The 15,848-nt window shown below is 70.7% G+C and carries 16 protein-coding genes; 5 read left to right on the top strand and 11 right to left on the bottom strand.

Going from position 1 to position 15,848, the window contains the following annotated elements:
• Positions 1 to 73: 73 nt before the first annotated feature.
• The 5 genes from H565_RS0100740 to H565_RS13855 form a co-directional block, all read right to left on the bottom strand.
• Positions 74 to 562, bottom strand: coding sequence for a YflT domain-containing protein (locus H565_RS0100740; protein ID WP_027459350.1), 489 nt, complete (start codon positions 560 to 562; stop codon positions 74 to 76).
• Positions 563 to 631: 69 nt separating this feature from the next.
• Complete coding sequence (locus H565_RS0100735) at positions 632 to 1,588, bottom strand: hypothetical protein (protein ID WP_027459349.1); 957 nt, start codon at positions 1,586 to 1,588, stop codon at positions 632 to 634.
• 105 nt (positions 1,589 to 1,693) lie between these two features.
• The gene (locus H565_RS0100730; RefSeq protein ID WP_027459348.1) at positions 1,694 to 3,016 is read right to left on the bottom strand and encodes a Glu/Leu/Phe/Val family dehydrogenase; all 1,323 of its coding nucleotides are present in this window, start codon (positions 3,014 to 3,016) and stop codon (positions 1,694 to 1,696) included.
• A gap of 92 nt (positions 3,017 to 3,108) precedes the next feature.
• Positions 3,109 to 4,353: a Glu/Leu/Phe/Val family dehydrogenase gene (locus H565_RS0100725; RefSeq protein WP_027459347.1), complete on the bottom strand. Its 1,245-nt coding sequence runs from the start codon at positions 4,351 to 4,353 to the stop codon at positions 3,109 to 3,111.
• 291 nt (positions 4,354 to 4,644) lie between these two features.
• A complete protein-coding gene (locus H565_RS13855) occupies positions 4,645 to 5,619 on the bottom strand; it encodes a polyprenyl synthetase family protein (protein WP_034407849.1) in 975 nt (324 codons plus the stop codon).
• A gap of 178 nt (positions 5,620 to 5,797) precedes the next feature.
• Here H565_RS13855 and H565_RS0100715 point away from each other — a divergent pair, with 178 nt between their 5' ends.
• Entirely contained in the window at positions 5,798 to 6,397 is a 600-nt protein-coding gene (locus H565_RS0100715) for a hypothetical protein (RefSeq protein ID WP_027459346.1), read from the top strand.
• Between the two features lie 51 nt (positions 6,398 to 6,448).
• On the opposite strand, the gene H565_RS0100710 is transcribed toward H565_RS0100715, so the two are convergent.
• Together H565_RS0100710 and H565_RS0100705 are read right to left on the bottom strand one after the other, a co-directional pair.
• The gene (locus H565_RS0100710; RefSeq protein ID WP_027459345.1) at positions 6,449 to 7,168 is read right to left on the bottom strand and encodes an aminotransferase class IV; all 720 of its coding nucleotides are present in this window, start codon (positions 7,166 to 7,168) and stop codon (positions 6,449 to 6,451) included.
• Entirely contained in the window at positions 7,165 to 9,153 is a 1,989-nt protein-coding gene (locus tag H565_RS0100705; protein ID WP_245576135.1) for a chorismate-binding protein, read from the bottom strand. The genes H565_RS0100710 and H565_RS0100705 overlap by 4 nt, the downstream gene beginning before the upstream one ends.
• 106 nt (positions 9,154 to 9,259) lie before the next feature.
• Between H565_RS0100705 and H565_RS0100700 the strand changes: the two genes are divergently transcribed.
• From H565_RS0100700 to H565_RS16510, 3 genes are all read left to right on the top strand, one after another.
• Positions 9,260 to 9,727 carry an RrF2 family transcriptional regulator gene (locus H565_RS0100700; protein WP_027459343.1) on the top strand — a complete coding sequence of 156 codons (468 nt, stop codon included), beginning with the start codon at positions 9,260 to 9,262 and terminating at the stop codon, positions 9,725 to 9,727.
• A 39-nt stretch (positions 9,728 to 9,766) separates the two neighbouring features.
• Positions 9,767 to 10,855, top strand: coding sequence for a quinone-dependent dihydroorotate dehydrogenase (locus H565_RS0100695; protein ID WP_027459342.1), 1,089 nt, complete (start codon positions 9,767 to 9,769; stop codon positions 10,853 to 10,855).
• A 91-nt stretch (positions 10,856 to 10,946) separates the two neighbouring features.
• Entirely contained in the window at positions 10,947 to 11,123 is a 177-nt protein-coding gene (locus H565_RS16510; protein WP_162832514.1) for a hypothetical protein, read from the top strand.
• Between the two features lie 53 nt (positions 11,124 to 11,176).
• On the opposite strand, the gene H565_RS0100685 is transcribed toward H565_RS16510, so the two are convergent.
• The 3 genes from H565_RS0100685 to pyrR all read right to left on the bottom strand — a co-directional run bounded on the left by H565_RS0100685 (position 11,177) and on the right by pyrR (position 13,992).
• Positions 11,177 to 12,427, bottom strand: coding sequence for a dihydroorotase (locus H565_RS0100685; protein ID WP_027459341.1), 1,251 nt, complete (start codon positions 12,425 to 12,427; stop codon positions 11,177 to 11,179).
• A gap of 72 nt (positions 12,428 to 12,499) precedes the next feature.
• Entirely contained in the window at positions 12,500 to 13,444 is a 945-nt protein-coding gene (locus H565_RS0100680; RefSeq protein ID WP_027459340.1) for an aspartate carbamoyltransferase catalytic subunit, read from the bottom strand.
• Positions 13,441 to 13,992 (bottom strand): bifunctional pyr operon transcriptional regulator/uracil phosphoribosyltransferase PyrR, encoded by a 552-nt coding sequence (gene pyrR, locus H565_RS0100675; RefSeq protein WP_027459339.1) that lies wholly within the window; start codon positions 13,990 to 13,992, stop codon positions 13,441 to 13,443. Before pyrR ends, H565_RS0100680 begins: the two co-directional genes overlap by 4 nt.
• 349 nt (positions 13,993 to 14,341) lie before the next feature.
• On the opposite strand from pyrR, the gene H565_RS0100670 reads away from it, so the two are divergent.
• The gene (locus H565_RS0100670) at positions 14,342 to 14,827 is read left to right on the top strand and encodes an Hsp20/alpha crystallin family protein (protein ID WP_027459338.1); all 486 of its coding nucleotides are present in this window, start codon (positions 14,342 to 14,344) and stop codon (positions 14,825 to 14,827) included.
• A 58-nt stretch (positions 14,828 to 14,885) separates the two neighbouring features.
• Here the strand turns inward: H565_RS0100670 and trhO are convergent, their stop codons facing one another.
• Positions 14,886 to 15,788, bottom strand: coding sequence for an oxygen-dependent tRNA uridine(34) hydroxylase TrhO (gene trhO / locus H565_RS0100665; RefSeq protein WP_027459337.1), 903 nt, complete (start codon positions 15,786 to 15,788; stop codon positions 14,886 to 14,888).
• Between the last annotated feature and the right edge of the window lie 60 nt (positions 15,789 to 15,848).

Here is a 15,848-nt window from a genome sequence, read left to right as displayed (position 1 = left end):
TCCCGCGTTCCTGCGCCGGGAACAGCGGGTCAGTTCCCCCGCCAGGACTGCGGGGCCGCGGAGGGAGGAAGGCCTACCGTGCGGGCAGCGAAGTGAGCAGGGTCCGCGCCTGCTCCGCAACTTCGGGGTCGGCCAGCACGACGTAGCAGTCGGCTTTCATGCCCCCTACCGAGGTGAAGTCGCGCCGCCCCCCGCTGAGCGCGTACCCAATCAGGCCCCAAATCAACCCGGTGATGCCACCGAGCACCACCCCATAAGAGAGCGCAAAGAGCAGGTTGCCCGCTGTCAGCCCCAGCAGTCCGAACAGCAAGCCCACAAAGAGGCCAATCATCAGCCCCTGCGCGAAGCCCAAGGCCGCCGCCCGGCCCCAGTTCAGGCGCCCGGTAACCTGCTCGACCATCTTCAGGCCCTCGCCCACGATGGCGATGCGTTCCACCGGAAACTGCTGGTCACTGAGGTAATCCACGGCCCGCTGCGCTTCCCCATAGGTGGGGTAGGTCGCCACGTTCACGCGGGTGCGCTGGTCGGGAATCAGGTCAAGCCGGGGGTCTTGCTGGGTCATGGGTCACGTCCTTGCTGACAGCCTAACCAGGGGCTTTCCCGCGCAGCTGAGGGCCAGGTTGAGAGGTCCTCACGCTGCGGGGTGCGTCGACCCCAGCTCGGTGATTTCGGGCCGAAATCCCAGCTCGCGGATATAGCGCAGGTATTCGCCCTCGCTCAGGGCCTCCCGCCGCCCACTGAGGGCCACAAAAAAGGCTTCCAGCACGTTGGTCGCGAAGTTGCGCTTGCCGATGCGCGGGGTGGTCGTGATTAAGCGGGCCACCCCCCGTTCCTGCATCCAGGCGCGGTCGGCCTCCGTGATGGTCTGGGTGAGGATGGTTTTGCCCCTGAGGTCCCGCGGGGCGTAGCGCTTGGCGTAGTGGGTGTCGCCGGCGATGACCTCCGCCCAGGCGTAGTAGCGGGTGCCTTGGCCGGGCACGCTCGTCTCCTGCTTCTGGCCCGTGGGATAAAACCAGTCCTGCGGCAGCCGGGTGAGCGCCGGGAGGGCCAGCCGCGCCACCCGTCGCAAGGCGCCGATGGACCGCAGCGGCACGTTGAGATTCAGCCCGAACACCAGGTCGCCGAACATCACGTCTGCCCCGGCCTCTGCGAGCGCTTCGGCCATCCCAAAGCGGTCGACCGCGCTCACCATGAGCACCCGCCGCCCCCGCCACCCCACGACCGGGTCAAGCTGCGCGATGGCTTCTCGCTCCAGCGTGTTTTTGAGGCCGCTGCCGTCCAGCACTGGGGTCAGCCGGGCGTGCGACACCAGCTTGCGAATGTTGCTGAAGGTGTAACGCCGCCCGCCCGCAATCACGTACAGGTCTGCTCCGCCCAGCCCGAAGGCGTCGACCCGCCCGTCGAGCGCCGCAAACAGGTGCGCGGCCTTTTTCGCGTCTCCGTCCGTGCCGAGGCGCTCCAGCACAAAGGGCTGCCCCAGCACGGTGAGTTCCTCGCGGGCATTGCGCGACGAGTTGCCCAGCGACACGCTCACGACATGCTTAAAGCCGGGGGACGCGGGCTGCCAGTCGCGGAGGGGGTCGGTCATGGGGGGATTGTAGCCGCCAGGCACCAGCTTCCAGGGACCAGCGAGAAAGCCCCAGCGCGGAGCTGAGGCTTCTCGGACCGGCTGGCGGCTGGAAGCTGGTGGCCCCTACGGGTACAGCCCCCGCAGCGCCCGCGCTTCAAGCACCCGCGTGCAGGCCACGATGTACACGGCGGTGCGCAGGGTCACCCCGTGGCGCTCCTTGACGTCCCAGAGGCTCAGGAAAGCGTCGGCCATGATGCGGTCGAGGCGGCTGTTGATTTCTTCTTCGGTCCAGAAGAAGCTGGAAAAGTCCTGCACCCACTCGAAGTAACTCACGGTCACGCCACCCGCGTTGGCGAGCACGTCGGGGACCACGGTGACCCCGCGCTCGGCGAGGAGGTCGTCGGCGGCGGGGATGGTGGGGCCGTTGGCCCCCTCCACGATGAGTTTGGCCTTGATGCGCCCGGCATTTTCGAGGGTAATCTGCTTTTCCAGGGCGGCGGGAATGAGCACGTCGCAGTCGACTCCCCAGAACTCGTCGCGGGTGAGTTCCTCGGTGTCGGGAAGGCCCGTGATGTTGCCCGTCTGCCGCAGGTGAGCTAGCGCCGCCGCCGGGTCGATGCCTGCCGCGCTGTAAATCGTGCCCGTGACGTCCTGAATGGCGACAATCTTGGCCCCATGCGCGTGAAAGATGCGCGAGGCGGCCTCGCCCACGTTGCCGAAGCCCTGCACGGCGACCCTCGCGCCCTCCAGCGGCATGCCGAGCTTTTTCATCGCTTCCGCGCCCGTCACGAAAACGCCCCGCCCGGTCGCGTCGGCGCGGCCCAGCGACCCGCCCAGGCTGACGGGTTTCCCGGTCACGACGCCCGTCGCCGTGCGGCCCACGTTCATGGAGTAGGTGTCCATCATCCAGGCCATCTCGCGCGGCCCGGTGTTCACGTCGGGGGCGGGGATGTCCTTGTCTGGCCCGATGATGAGGCCGATTTCGGTGGTGTAGCGGCGGGTGAGGCGTTCCAGCTCGCCGGTCGAGTACTGGCGCGGGTCGATGCGGATGCCGCCCTTGCCCCCGCCGTAGGGCAGGTTCACGGCAGCGTTTTTAATGGTCATCCAGGCGGAAAGCGCCATGACTTCGCTGAGGGTCACGTCCTGGTGAAAGCGGATGCCGCCCTTGGCCGGACCCCGCGAGGTGTTGTGCTGCACCCGGTAGCCCTCAAAGTGCGCGACCGTGCCGTCGTCGAGGTGAATAGGAATGTCGACGACGAGGATGCGCTTGGGCCGCTTCAGGGTCTCAATCCAGTAGGCGAGCTTGCCGAGGTAGGGCGTGACCCGCTCGACCTGTTCGAGGAAGATTTCGTAGGGACCAATGTTGTTGGGGTCGAGGTAGCTGGGAATGGCGTGCTGGCCGAGGCGCGTGCTGGCGGGGGCCTGCGGGTCCTGGGTGGTGGTCATGGGAAAAAGCCTCCGGGGAGTAGGGAGCGGCGGGGGAGCCGTCAGCCCTCAGCGTTCGCCTGCTGGCGGCTGGCCGCTGAGAGCTGGGCGCTTTACGGGTAGACGCCGCGCATCACCGCCGCCTCGTGCAGACGGCCCAGGGCGAGGGCGTAGGCAGCCGTGCGCATGTCGAGGTCACGGGTCCGCATGAAAGCGGTCACGTCTCGCAGGGCCGCGTTCACCCGCAGGTCGATGGCGCGTTCGACCTCGGCGGAAGTCCAGAAGAAGTTGTTGGCGTCCTGCACCCATTCGAGGTAGTTCACGATGACCCCGCCGATGCTGGCGACGAGGTCGGGGAGCACGCACACGCCCTGCGCCCGCAAGAAGCGCTCAGCTTCGGGCAACACGGCCCGGTTGGTCGCCTCCACAACGTAGCGGGCGCGGACCGCGTGGGCATTGCCCGCGTTCACCGAGCCGTAGTCGTAGGCCAGCATCAGGATGTCGGCGTCGAGTTCGACGACCTCATCGGGGGTGATGTCCGTCGCAAAGCCCTGCACGCTGCCATGCTCCTCGCGCCAGGCCGAGAGCGCCGCGAGGTCGAGGCCGCCGCTGGCAAAGGCGGCTCCCTGCTGGTCCGATACAGCGATGACCAAAGCGCCGCGCTCTTCCAGGACCTGCGCGGCCTTGCGGCCCACGTCCCCGAAGCCATAGACGGCGACCCGCGCCCCGCGCAGGCTCTCCCCCCGCTGCTCCAGCACCTGTGTGGCCACCAGCCCTGCTGAGCGGCCCCGCGCGTCCTTGCTGCCGTAGGAGCCGCCCAGCGGCAGGGGTTTACCCACCACCATGCCGCCCTGGGTGGACCCGGTGTTCTCGCCGTAGGCGTCGAGCATCCAGGCCATCGTTTGGGCGTCGGTGCCCACGTCGGGGGCGAGGATATCCTCGGTCGGCCCGATGAGTTCGACGAGTTCGGAGGTATAGCGGCGGGTCAGGCCTTCTAACTCATGCGGGCTGAGGGCTTGCGGGTCGACGTCCACCCCGCCCTTGGCCCCGCCGAGGGGCAGGTCGGCGACCGCCGCCTTGAGGGTCATGATGGCCGCGAGCACCTCGCACTCGTGGGCATTCAGCCCCGGCTTAAAGCGCACGCCGCCCATGCTTGGCCCCCGCGCCGTGGAATGTACCGTGCGGTACCCCCGGAACACCTGAATGCGCCCGTCGTCCATCCGTACGGGCAGGTTCACGGCGACCGTGCGCCGGGGATACTTGAAGTACGCGAGGGACTGGTCCGTCACCTCGCAATGGGGCAAAGCCTCCTGGAGTTGCTCCATGAGGCCCTGCCAGTTGAGTCCTGATGCCCTCATCACGCTCCTTTGGGGATAGTCCCGGTGTCAGGTCCGAGCATACACGCGCCGCGCCGTGCCGCCCCGGCTGCTGCGCCGTCCTTTCCCCCGTCTGTGGGGTGCTCCCGTTCTAGCGGGGCAGCTTGGAAGCGTCAACCGCAAAAACTGCCCACCCGGACGCCAAAAACCGGAAGCGGTTCCAGGAAAGCGGCTGCGCCAACAAAAGCCCCCCGCCGCCTGTCAACTGGCAGGAGCAGGGGAGAAGGCTTGGACTCGGTGCAGCGAGCGTCCGGAAAAACAAGACGGGGGAGTTCAGGCTCGGCGGCGGCTTTCTCGCCAGGCAAGGTCGGTCAGCGCCTCGCGGGCTGCCGAGGGGGGCAAGGCCTCCAGCGCGGCGGCGGCGAGGCGGGCGCGGCGGCCAATCTCGGCGCGGGTGCGTTCTGCCGCGCCCGTCTGCTCCGCGAGGGCACGCACCCGCGCCGCGTCACCGGGGCGGGAGGCGCGGCGCTCCAGCACGTCGCGGACCTCAGCCGCGTGCGGCCCCGCGAGCAGCTCCAGCACCGGCAGCGTGGCCTTGCCCTCGCGCAGGTCGCCGCCGACGGGCTTGCCCAGGGTGGCCTCGTCAGCGGTGAGGTCGAGGAGGTCGTCGCGCATCTGAAAAGCCAGGCCGTATTCCCAGCCAAAGGTGGCGAGCGCCTCGCGGTGAGCGGGGGGGGCGTCCAGCAGCAGCGCGGGGGCCGAGGCCGCGAGCGCGAGGAGGGCCGCCGTTTTGCCACCGATGACCTCCAGGTACGCTTCCAGGCTGTACTCGCCGTAGGCCGCAACCTGAAACTGCAAGACTTCGCCCTCGCAGATGCGCGAGGCGGCCTCGCCAAAGGCGCGGGTGAGGTCCGGCCCGCCGGGCAGCCCCGCGAGCAGCGTGAGCAAGCGCGAGAGCATGAAGTCACCGCTCATCACGCTGACGACATTGCCAAACCGCCGAAAGGCGGCGGTCTGGCCCCGGCGCGTCTCGGCATCATCAATCAGGTCGTCGTGCAGCAGCGAGGCCGAGTGCAGCAGCTCGACGCACACGGCGAGGTCGGTGACGTGCGCCCATTCGGCACGCTCAGGCAAGGCGCCGAGGGCTTGCGCCGCGAGCAGAGTGACGGCGGGACGGGTCCGCTTGCCCCCAGCAGCGACGAGGTCGTCGCCAATCAGCTCGATAAAGGCGACCCGCGAGCGCAGCACCTCGCGCAGCCGCGCCTCGAAAGCGGCACCGGGGAGGGTCAGGGCGGCCACGCCAGTCATGCGGGCAGTATAGAAAAGGACCCCTGGGCGGAACGTACCGCAGAGCGCAGGACCGCCGGGAGGGGACAAGGGGTCCAGAGAGAAAGCTCGGATGCCGGACTTCGCCCCCCCAGGCGGCTAGAGCGCAGTGCCCTCTGTCCCTCGCCGCGGGGCGCGGGTGCATGGTAAAACCGGAGGAATGGAAAGCGTCGTTGCCCTCTTTCGTGACCCCCAGCAGGCCCAGGGTGCCCTCGCGGCCTTGCAAGCCCGCGGCTTCGAGCGTGACCGCCTGGGCTTTGCCCTCAGCGACGTGGTGGCCGAAAATGACCTTGCCCAGGCCACGGGCGTCAGCCCGGAGGCGGGCGCGCCGGGCGGCTCGGCCAGTGTCATTCGCGGCACCCTCCGGGGCGTGCTCGCGGGCCTGGCCCTCACGGTCCCCATTTGGCTGCTGCTGCTCTGGATTCCCGAAACGCGGATTTATCAGGAAGGTGGCCTGCTGACCGTCCTGTTCGGAGTCATCGGTGGGGCTGGGCTGGGGGGTATTTTCGGGGCTTTGACCGGCAGCGACCACGGCGACTACGTTAAGCTCCTGCGGCGCATGGGCGTGCCGCCTGCCGAGGCCGAGCGCTTTCAAAAAGCCCTGGGTGACGGCCACGTCCTCGTCATTGCCCGCGACCCCGATGGTCGCCGGATAGACGAGGCCCTCAGCCTGATGCGCCGCCACGGTGCCCTGCGCCTCGAAGACGCGGTCGGCAGGGGTCGCCTCCAGAGCGAGCGCGTGGGCCAAGACGGGCGCTGAGGGTCGAGAGACGCGCGGGAGCGGCGGGGGAGACCTCGCCGCTCCTGTTCTTCAGGGCCGCGCCGCCTCTCCCGGCCACACCAGCGCCCGGTCGGTCACGGCGGGCCACTCGGCAGGCAGGTCGACGCTCCACCCTTCTCCTTCGATGCGCCGCACCGGGACCACCCCCACCCCGCTCCCGCACACCCAAGCGCGGGAGACGCGGGGCAGCTCGGCCACCCCGACGGGCCGGGTCTCGGCGGCTCGGCCCGCCAGGAACGCCGCCCGCGTGACCCCCGGCAGCCCGCCCGACGGCACGACCAGCCGCCCGTCCAGCTCCAGCAGCGGCGCGGTGCGGCTGCCGTCGACCAGGTGCCCGGCCCCGTCCGTGAGCCAGCCCTCGAACGCCCCCGCCGCCGCCGCTGCCCGCCCCGCGAGGAGGTAGGGCAGGGAACTCCCGGTCTTGTGCGCGGCGAGCTGGGGGTGCACCTGTATTCCCGTGAGCTGCACGGCGACGCCCCCCGCTGGCCGCGGCCCCGGTGCGAGCGGTCGCCAGGAATGGAAGGTGCCCTCCGCCGTAACCGTGACGCGGAGTAGGCCCCAGCCCGTCCTGTCCAGGGGGGGCAGCGCCTCGTCCGGGTCGGGGAGGCCCAACCACGCGCAGGTCCCGCGCAATCGGGCGAGGTGCGCCTCCCACAGCAGCGGCGCTCCATCCCACGTCCGCAGGGTGGTAAAGGCCGACTCGCCCAGCAGCCAGGCGGGAGCCTGCACCCCCGGCGGCAGCGGCCTCACCCCCGCTCCTCCCCACCCCGCCAGTCCCGGCTCAGGCGCAGCCAGTTGCCCAGCAGCACCCGTCCCGCCGGGCTGAGCACGCTTTCCGGGTGAAACTGCACCCCCCACGCGGGGCGGCCCGGCACGTGGAGGGCCATGACCTCGCCGTCCTCGCTGCGGGCGGTGACCAGGTCTTCCGGCAGCCCGCGCACCACGAGCGAGTGGTAGCGCCCGAAAGGAGCGCCGTCCGCGACCCCCGCGAAGAGGCCCGTTCCCGCGTGCCGCACCGCTGCCGGGCGACCGTGAACCGGGGCGGCCCGTTCCACCCGGCCCCCCAGCACCTCACCCAACGCCTGATGGCCCAGGCACACGCCCAGCAGGGGCACGCCCCCCGCGAGGCAGCGGCGGGTCAGCTCCAGGGTGGGGCCGCTCGTGGCGGGGGTGCCCGGCCCCGGCCCCACCAGGACGGCGTCGGGACGGGAGGCGAGCAGTGCCCCGGCGCTCTCGTCCTGGCTTCGCAGGTCCACCTCGGCCCCCAGCGCGAGCAGGTCGTGAACGAGGTTGAGGGTAAAGGAATCACGGTTGTCGAGCACCAGCACCCGCAGGCCCGTGCGCGTCCCGGCGGGCGGGGGTGCCCAGGCCCGTCCTGCCACGGGGGGCGCGGGCGGCTGCGGCGCTCTTCCCGGCTGCCCCGCGAGCACCGCGAGGAGGGCCTGCGCCTTGTGCACCGTCTCCTGGGCCTCCCGCCGGGGGTCGGCATCGATGACGGTGCCGCCGCCCGCCCGAACGGTGACCGTCCAGGTGGGAGCTTCCAGCGGCCAGCCGCCAGCGGCCAGCTCGTCCGGCTGGGAGCCGGTGGCTGGCCGCTGGCGGCTAAATCCCGCCGTCCGAATCAGGATATTCACGTCCACCCGTGCCCCGCTAACGATGCCCACCCCGCCCGTGTACCACCCCCGCGGGCCGGGTTCGAGGTCGCGAATGGCGGTCATGACGCGCTGCTTGGGGGCACCCGTAATCGTGCCGCCGGGAAAGGTGGCCGCGAGCAGCTCCGCGACCGTCAGGCCCCCCCGCGCCCGCGCCCGCACCTCCGAGACGAGGTGCATGACGTGGCTGTAGCGCTCGACCAGCCCGAAGTCAGGCACCGTCACCGTGCCGGGGGCGGCCACCCGGCCCAGGTCGTGCCGCACGAGGTCGACCAGCATGGTGTGTTCGGCCCGCTCCTTGGGGTCGTCCCGCAGCTCCCGCTCCAGCGCCGCGTCCTCCTCCGGGGTCTCGCCCCGCCGCCGGGTGCCCGCGATGGGCCGGGCCGAAATCTCCTCGCCCACCCACAGCACCAGCCGCTCCGGAGAGCAGGACACGACCGCCTCGTCTCCGAGGTCGAGGAAGGCCATGAAGGGGCTGGGGTTGACCTCCCGCAGCCGCAGGTAGGCCGCAAGGGGGTCGCCCTCCGCCCGCGCCCGTACCCCCCGCGAGAGGTTGACCTGATAGACCTCGCCCGCCCGAATCAGTTCCTGCACCGCCCGGACGCCCGCCGGATAGTCCACGTCGTCCGCCCCGAAGGTGCCTGCCCGCAGGGTCGGCGGGGAGGCACCTTCGCCCGTGAGCACCGCCCCCCAGTCCACGTGCTCGGCCTCGCCCACGACCTCCAGCGTGCCCGCCGCCCGGTCCCACACCAGCCCGCTGGGGTAGAGGCCCCACCAGCCCGCCCGTCCATCCGGCGGGTGGGTGTCCAGCCCAAAGGCCGAGGCCGCCTCGTACTTCAGGCCCCCCAGCCAGGCGGGAAAGAGGGCGTTTCCGGCGGGGCGTTCGGGCACCCCTTCTTGCACCCGCACCGGCCAGGCGCTCAGGAAGGAGTACCGCCCGTACTCCACCACTGGCCCCAGCGATTCCAGCAGCGCGACTCCCGGTGCCCCCGCCGCCCGCAGCCGCAGCAAGACGTCGGCGGGCGAAAGGGCGGCGAGGGGGGCGGGCAGGGGAGAGGGGGGGGGCGGGTGCAGAGCCGTCACGGGCCGGATTGTAGGGGGTGCGGGCCGCCGGGGTCAGTCGCCCGGCGCTTTTTCAATGTCGTTAAATCCCTACGCGGCGTCCGGGTTTGCGGGGTACACTGGTCCCATGTGGGTCTCGACCAAAGCCCAGTACGGCCTGCGTGCCCTCATCGAGATTGGGCGGCGGGGGGGCAGCGGCGCGGCGGTGCCGCTCAAGGACGTGGCCGAGCGCCAGGGCCTCAGCCATCATTACCTCGAACAGATTGCCAGCAACCTGCGCCGCGCCGGATTTATCAAGAGCGTGCGCGGTGCCCACGGCGGCTACCGCCTCGCCCGCCCCGCCGCGGACATCAGCGCCTATGAGGTCGTCACCGCGCTGGAGGGCAGCATCGCCCCCGTCTCCTGCGTCGAAGAAGACCACGTCTGCGACAAGGGCCAGGTCTGCGGCACGATTGACCTGTGGCAGCGGGTCGACGCGGCCCTGCGGGGCGTGCTGGGGAGCACCTCCCTGGCCGACCTCATCGCCGACAGCGAGCGGCAGGAACACGCCCGGCTGGTGCAGCTCGAACCCGCCTACGCCGAGGCCCGCCCCTAGCCTGTCCACCCCCCACCCCGCCCCGTATTCTGGGGGGCGATGTACCGCCGCCTGCTTCGCCCGGCCCTCTTTCGCCTCGACGCCGAGGACGCCCATCACCTCACCCTGCGCGGGCTGGGGGCCGCCTCGCGGGTGCCGGGGTGGGCCGCGCCCCTGCGGGCGCTCACGGCTCCCCCGGACCCCCGGCTGACGCAGACGCTGTGGGGCCACGCCTACCCCTCCCCGCTGGGGCTGGCGGCGGGCCTGGACAAGAACGGGGAAGCGGTCCCGGCCTTCTGGGCGCTCGGCTTTGGCTTCGTGGAGGTCGGCACGGTGACGCCGCTCGCGCAGCCCGGCAACGAGCGGCCCCGCCTGTTCCGCCTGCCGCCCGACGGGGCGCTCGTCAACCGCATGGGCTTCAACAACGCGGGGGCGGACGCCCTGCACGCCCGCCTCGCCGCCCTGCGCCGTCGCCCGGTCCCGGTGTGGGTCAACATCGGGAAGAACAAGGCGACCCCCAACGAGGAGGCGACCGACGATTACCTCCGCCTCGTGCGGGCGCTGGGCGACGTGGCCGACGCTTTCGTCGTCAATGTGAGCAGTCCCAACACGCCGGGCCTGCGGGCGCTGCAAGCGGCGGAGGACCTCGCAGCCCTGGTGCGGGCGGTGGTGGCGGAGGTAGAAGCGGGGCGGGTCCGCACCCTCCGCCGTCCCCCCGTCCTCGTGAAGCTGGCCCCTGACCTGCACCCCGCCGACTTCGGGGCGAGCGTGGGCGCGGTGCTGGAGGCCGGAGCGCACGGCCTCATCCTCAGCAACACGACCCTCTCGCGAGAGGGCCTGACCCATGGGCACCGGGGAGAAGCGGGGGGCCTCAGCGGGCGGCCCCTGCGGGGGCGGAGCACGGCCCTGGTGCGCGAGGCGTATCGCCTGACCGGGGGCCGGGTGCCCCTCGTGGGGGTGGGGGGCGTCTTTACCGCCGAGGACGCCTATGCCAAGATTCGCGCCGGGGCCAGCCTGGTCGAGGTCTATACCGCCCTGGTCTACGAGGGGCCGGGCCTCCCCGCCCGCCTCCACCGGGGCCTCTCGCGCCTGCTGGAGCGCGACGGCTTCGCGTCGGTGACCGAAGCGGTGGGCGCGGACGCCCGTTGAGCCTGCCTTAGCCAAAGGGTCACAGTGTAAGAAGGCCGCCGCTCGGCTCCGGAAGGGCCGTGGCAGCATGCCCTCCGGAGGATAAAAAGCCATGACTGACCCCGGAGACCTCGCCAACACCGACGCCAACGTGCAAGACGACCTGCCCGAAGCCCGCCGCGGCATGAACCCCGGCGTGGGCGAGGAGCGGCAAGAAGAGCGCCTTCAGCAAAACGACCTCGACCAGGGCCGCAAGGGGAGCGAAAACCCCGACCCCCTCGACCTGTAAGCGGCAGAGAGAAACGCCGGGCCTCTCCGTGCCCGGCGTTCTCCCTTGCGCCTTTACCCCCTGAAGGCCACCCGGCCCCCCACCACCGTCAGGGTGGGCCAGCCGCGCAACGTTTCGCCCGCCCACGGCGAGAACTTCGCCTTGCTGAGGAAGGTGCGGGGGTCGACCTCCCGTTCTGCCTCCAGGTCGAGGACCACCAGGTCGGCGGGGGCACCCGGCTCCAGCGTGGGCACCGGCCACCCCAGCACGCGGGCGGGGGCCGCCGTCATCAGGTCGAGCAGCCGCGTCAAGCCCAGCCTCTCGCCGAAGTGCGTCCACATCAGCGGGAAGGCGAGTTCGATGTACGCGATGCCGAAGGGGGCTTCGAGCAGGTCGCGTTCCTTTTCCGCCCGCGTGTGGGGGGCGTGGTCGGTGGCGAGGCAGTCGACCGTGCCGTCCAGCAGGCCCGCGAGGAGCGCGTCGGCGTCCGCCTGGGTCCGCAGGGGCGGGGCGACCTTGTACAGGGCGTCAAAGGACCGCAGCGCCTCGTCGGTGAGCAGGAGGTGGTGGGGGCAGACCTCGCAGGTGACGGGCAGGCCCCGTGCTTTGGCCGCCCGCACCAGCTCCAGCGCCCGCGCCGTCGAGAGGTGCTGGATGTGCAGCCTCGCGCCCGTCTGCGCGACGATTTCCAGGTCGCGGGCGACCCGCGCCGCCTCCGCTGCCGCCGGGTTGCCGGGCAGCCCCAGCGCCTCGGAGACTGGCCCCTCGTTCATCACGCCGTCCGCCCGCAGAGAAGCGTCCTCGGCGTGCACGCTGACGACCCTCCCCAGCGAGTGGGCGTACTCCAGCCCCAGCCGCAGCACGCGGGCGTTCTCGTTCGTGCGGCCATCGTCGGTGAACATGACGGCCCCGGCTTCCTTCAGGGAGGCGAGTTCGGCGAGGTGCTCGCCCTCCTGCCCCCGCGTGAGGGCCGCCGCGGGCCGCAGCCGCGCCAGGCCCAGGCCCTCCGCCTTCTCGATGAGCGCCCGCACGGTCGCCGGGTCGTCCACCACCGGGGACGTGTTGGGCATGGAGACGACCGTGCCGTACCCCCCCGCCGCCGCCGCCGCGAGGCCCGACGCGAGGTCTTCTTTTTGTGTCTGCCCCGGCTCGCGCAGGTGCGCGTGGGGTTCGATAAAGGCGGGCGCGACCGTGCCGCCCCGCCCGTCGAGGACTTCTCCCTCAGGCGGGAGATTCCAACCCTTGATGACGCCGTTCTCGGTGGTGACGGATTCGAGCCGGTCAGCGCCGGGGCGTTTGATGTGGGTGATGGTGAGTGATGTCATGTCAGTTCCTTGAATGCAGTAGCGGCGTGGTCGCTCATTCCTCCTCCCCCTTGAGTGGGGAGGGAGAAAGGCTCACTCCCGCCCCACCAGCAGGTGATAGAGCACGCTCATTCGCACGGCCTGGCCGTTCTCGACCTGGCGCAGAATCCGGCTCTGTTCGCCGTCGGCCACGTCCGAGCTGAGTTCCAGGTCGCGGTTCATGGGGCCGGGGTGCAGCACGATGGCCCCCGCCTCGGCCTCGCGCAAGAGCGCCCCGCTCACCTGGTAGTGGTCGGCGTACTCCTGAAGGCTGGCGAGGTAGCCGCCCGCCATGCGCTCCTGCTGGAGCCGCAGGGCCATCACCGCGTGGGCACCCCGCACGGCCTCGCGGGGGTCGGTCGTGAGGGTCACGCCGGGCAGGGCGGCGAGGTCGGCGGGCAGCAGGGTCGCCGGGCCGCACAGCCGCACGCGGGCACCCAGCTTGGGCAACAGCTCGGCGTTCGAGCGGGCCACCCGCGAATGCCGGATGTCCCCGATGATGGCGACCGTCAGGCCCTCCAGGCTGCCGAACTCCTGGCGGATGGTGTAGGCGTCGAGCAGCGCCTGGGTGGGGTGCGCCCGGCGACCGTCGCCCGCGTTGATGACGGGCTTGCCGGAGTAACGGGCGACCAGGTGCGCCGCCCCGCTCGCCGGGTGCCGCACGACATAGGCGTCCACCTTATAGGCGGTCAGCACTTCCACCGTGTCGCGCAGCGATTCGCCCTTGCTCAGGCTGCTTGCGCCCGCCGCAAAGCTCACCACGTCGGCACTCATGCGCCGGGCGGCGAGTTCAAAACTCACGCGGGTGCGGGTGCTGTTCTCAAAAAAGGCGGTGCAGACGGTCAGCCCTTGCAGCGCCGGAACCTTGCGGACCGGGCGGTCGAGGACCTGATTCATGGTGTCGGCGTTGTCCAGCAGGGCAGTCAGGCGCTCAGGCGTCCAATCCGCAAAGTCGAGCAGGTGCCGGGGGCGCGCGCCCAGGGTCGTGGGGGCGGTCACGGGCGCTCCTCCGGCAGGTCGTGGAGTTCGACCACGTCCACGCCGTCCGTTTCGGCGAGCTTCACCTTGACCAGCTCCGTGCGGGCGGTGGGGAGGTTCTTGCCCACGTAGTCGGCGCGGATGGGGAGTTCGCGGTGCCCCCGGTCGACCAGCACGGCGAGCTGAATGGCCTCAGGCCGTCCGAGGTCAATCAGGGCGTCGAGCGCCGAGCGCACGGTGCGCCCGGTGTACAGCACGTCGTCGACGAGGACCACCCGCCGCCGGGCGAGGTCAAAGGGCACCCGCGTCTCGCGCAGGATGGGCTGGTGCGCGACTTCGGAGAGGTCGTCGCGGTAAAGGGTGATGTCGAGTTGCCCGGTGGGGATGGTGACCCCTTCCAACTCCTCCAGCTTGCGGGCCAGCCGCGTCGCCAGCGGGATGCCGCGCGTGTGAATGCCGATGAGGGCGAGGTGCTCGGCCCCCTTGTTGCGTTCCACGATTTCGTGCGCGATGCGGGTCAGCGCCCGGCGCACCTCATCCGCGCTGAGAATGGTTGCCTTAGGCGTCACGGGCGGCTCCGGCCAGGAACAAACCCACTGGGGCACAAAAAAACGCCGTCCAGCACGTGCGGTCGGCTCATCGGGGTGGGGTGCATAGGAACTCCTTCTCCTGCCTCACGGGGCGGGTGCGGCCTCACGGGACCGCCGAAGAGGGGTGGGAACAGCGGTGCGGGTCAGCCCTGACCCGTGCCTGCGGGAGTGTACACCGCCGCGCCCATTCGCGGGAAGGCAACCTTCGCTACACAACTTAAGGCGCATTAAACTTGACACGAAGGCACTCAGGTTTTACACTTGGGGCAGTTAAGCGCGGAGACAGGAGAACGGCCAGCCGCGCTTTCCCACCAGAGGAGGTTTCAAGATGATGCGTTTTGACCCCTTCCGCGAAATCGAAGAACTGACCCAGCGCATGGACCGGGTGTTCGGCAGCGCGATGAACGGCCAGGTGGCTCGCCTCGCCCCGCCCATCGACGTGCACGAGGACGACCAGGGCCTCGAACTGACCCTCGACCTGCCCGGTGTGCAGCCCGACGACATCCAGATTGAAGCCGAGAACAACACCCTGACGGTGCAGGGCCAGCGCAAGTACGACCGCAAGGAAGGCCGCACCGCCCACCGGGTCGAGCGGGCCTACGGCACCTTCATCCGCACCTTCAGCGTGCCCGCCAAGTACGATCTCACCAAGGTCGAGGCCACCTTCGACCACGGCACCCTGACCGTGCGCGTGCCCCGCTCGGAGGCCGCCCAGAAGCGCTCCATTCAGATTCGCACGGGCGGGCAGCAACTGAGCGCCCCCAAGACGGTCGACGCCGAGCAAGGCAGCCAAACCGAGCAAGCCCAGGGCTAACCCCCCCCATCCTGAGGCAGATGCCCCGGCCCCGCGCCGGGGTTTTTTTGCCTTCGGGTTAAGCCTGCCCCGCCGCTCTGTACTGCCGATGACGCTCGCGAAAGGCGGCCTTTTGCGCCGGGGTCGTCGTCCCGAAGCAGTGGTGGCAGCTCACACCCGGCTCAAAGTGGGGGTGCGCAGTGTCCTCCGAGGTCAGGGGCCAGCCGCAGGAGTGGCACATTTGCGCGGTGCCGGGGGCCAGGCCGTGCCCGACCGTTACCCGGCGGTCGAAGACGAAGCACTCGCCTTCCGAGCGGCTCTGCCCAGCGGGGACCTCCTCCAAGTACCGCAGGATGCCGCCCCGCAGGTGAAAGACGTCCTCAAACCCCAGCGCCCGCAGCAGGCTGGTGGACTTCTCGCAGCGGATGCCCCCGGTGCAGAACATGGCGATGCGGCGGCCCGCGAGTTCCTCGCGGTGCGCTTCTACCCACGCCGGAAACTCGCGGAAAGAATCCAGCTCCGGATTCACCGCCCCCCGAAAGGTCCCGGCCTGCACCTCGTAGCGGTTGCGGGTATCGAGGACGAGCACGCCGGGGTCGTCCAGCAGCGCATTCCACCCCGCGGGCGTCAGGGACTCTCCGACCTGCGTGAGCGGCTGCACGGGCACGCCCATCGTCACGATTTCGCGCTTGAGCCGCACCTTGAGCCGCCGAAAGGGCCGCTCCTCGCTCGCGGACTCCTTGTATTCCAACCGGTCAAAGCCCGCCTCTCGCAAGAAGGCGTGCAGCCGGTCGATGCTCTCCCGCGACCCGGCCACAGTCCCGTTGATGCCCTCCGGCGCGACGATGAGGGTGCCGCACAGCCCCAGCCGGGTCACGAGCTGCCACAGGTCGCCCCGCAGCCCGGCGGGGTCCTCCAGCGAGCGGAACTGGTAGAGGGCGGCGACGACCCAGGTTGCCGGGGAGGGGGCGGGGAAGGGCACCGGGGGATGATAGCGGGCGGCCCGACCGTTCTGGGACTCTTCCCTCTGCTAGCCTCCCTC

It is taken from the genome of Deinococcus murrayi DSM 11303 (genome assembly GCF_000482805.1).
Lineage (GTDB): Bacteria > Deinococcota > Deinococci > Deinococcales > Deinococcaceae > Deinococcus > Deinococcus murrayi.
Note: the sequence above shows the minus strand (reverse complement) of the source record. Positions and strands in the feature narration are given on the sequence as shown.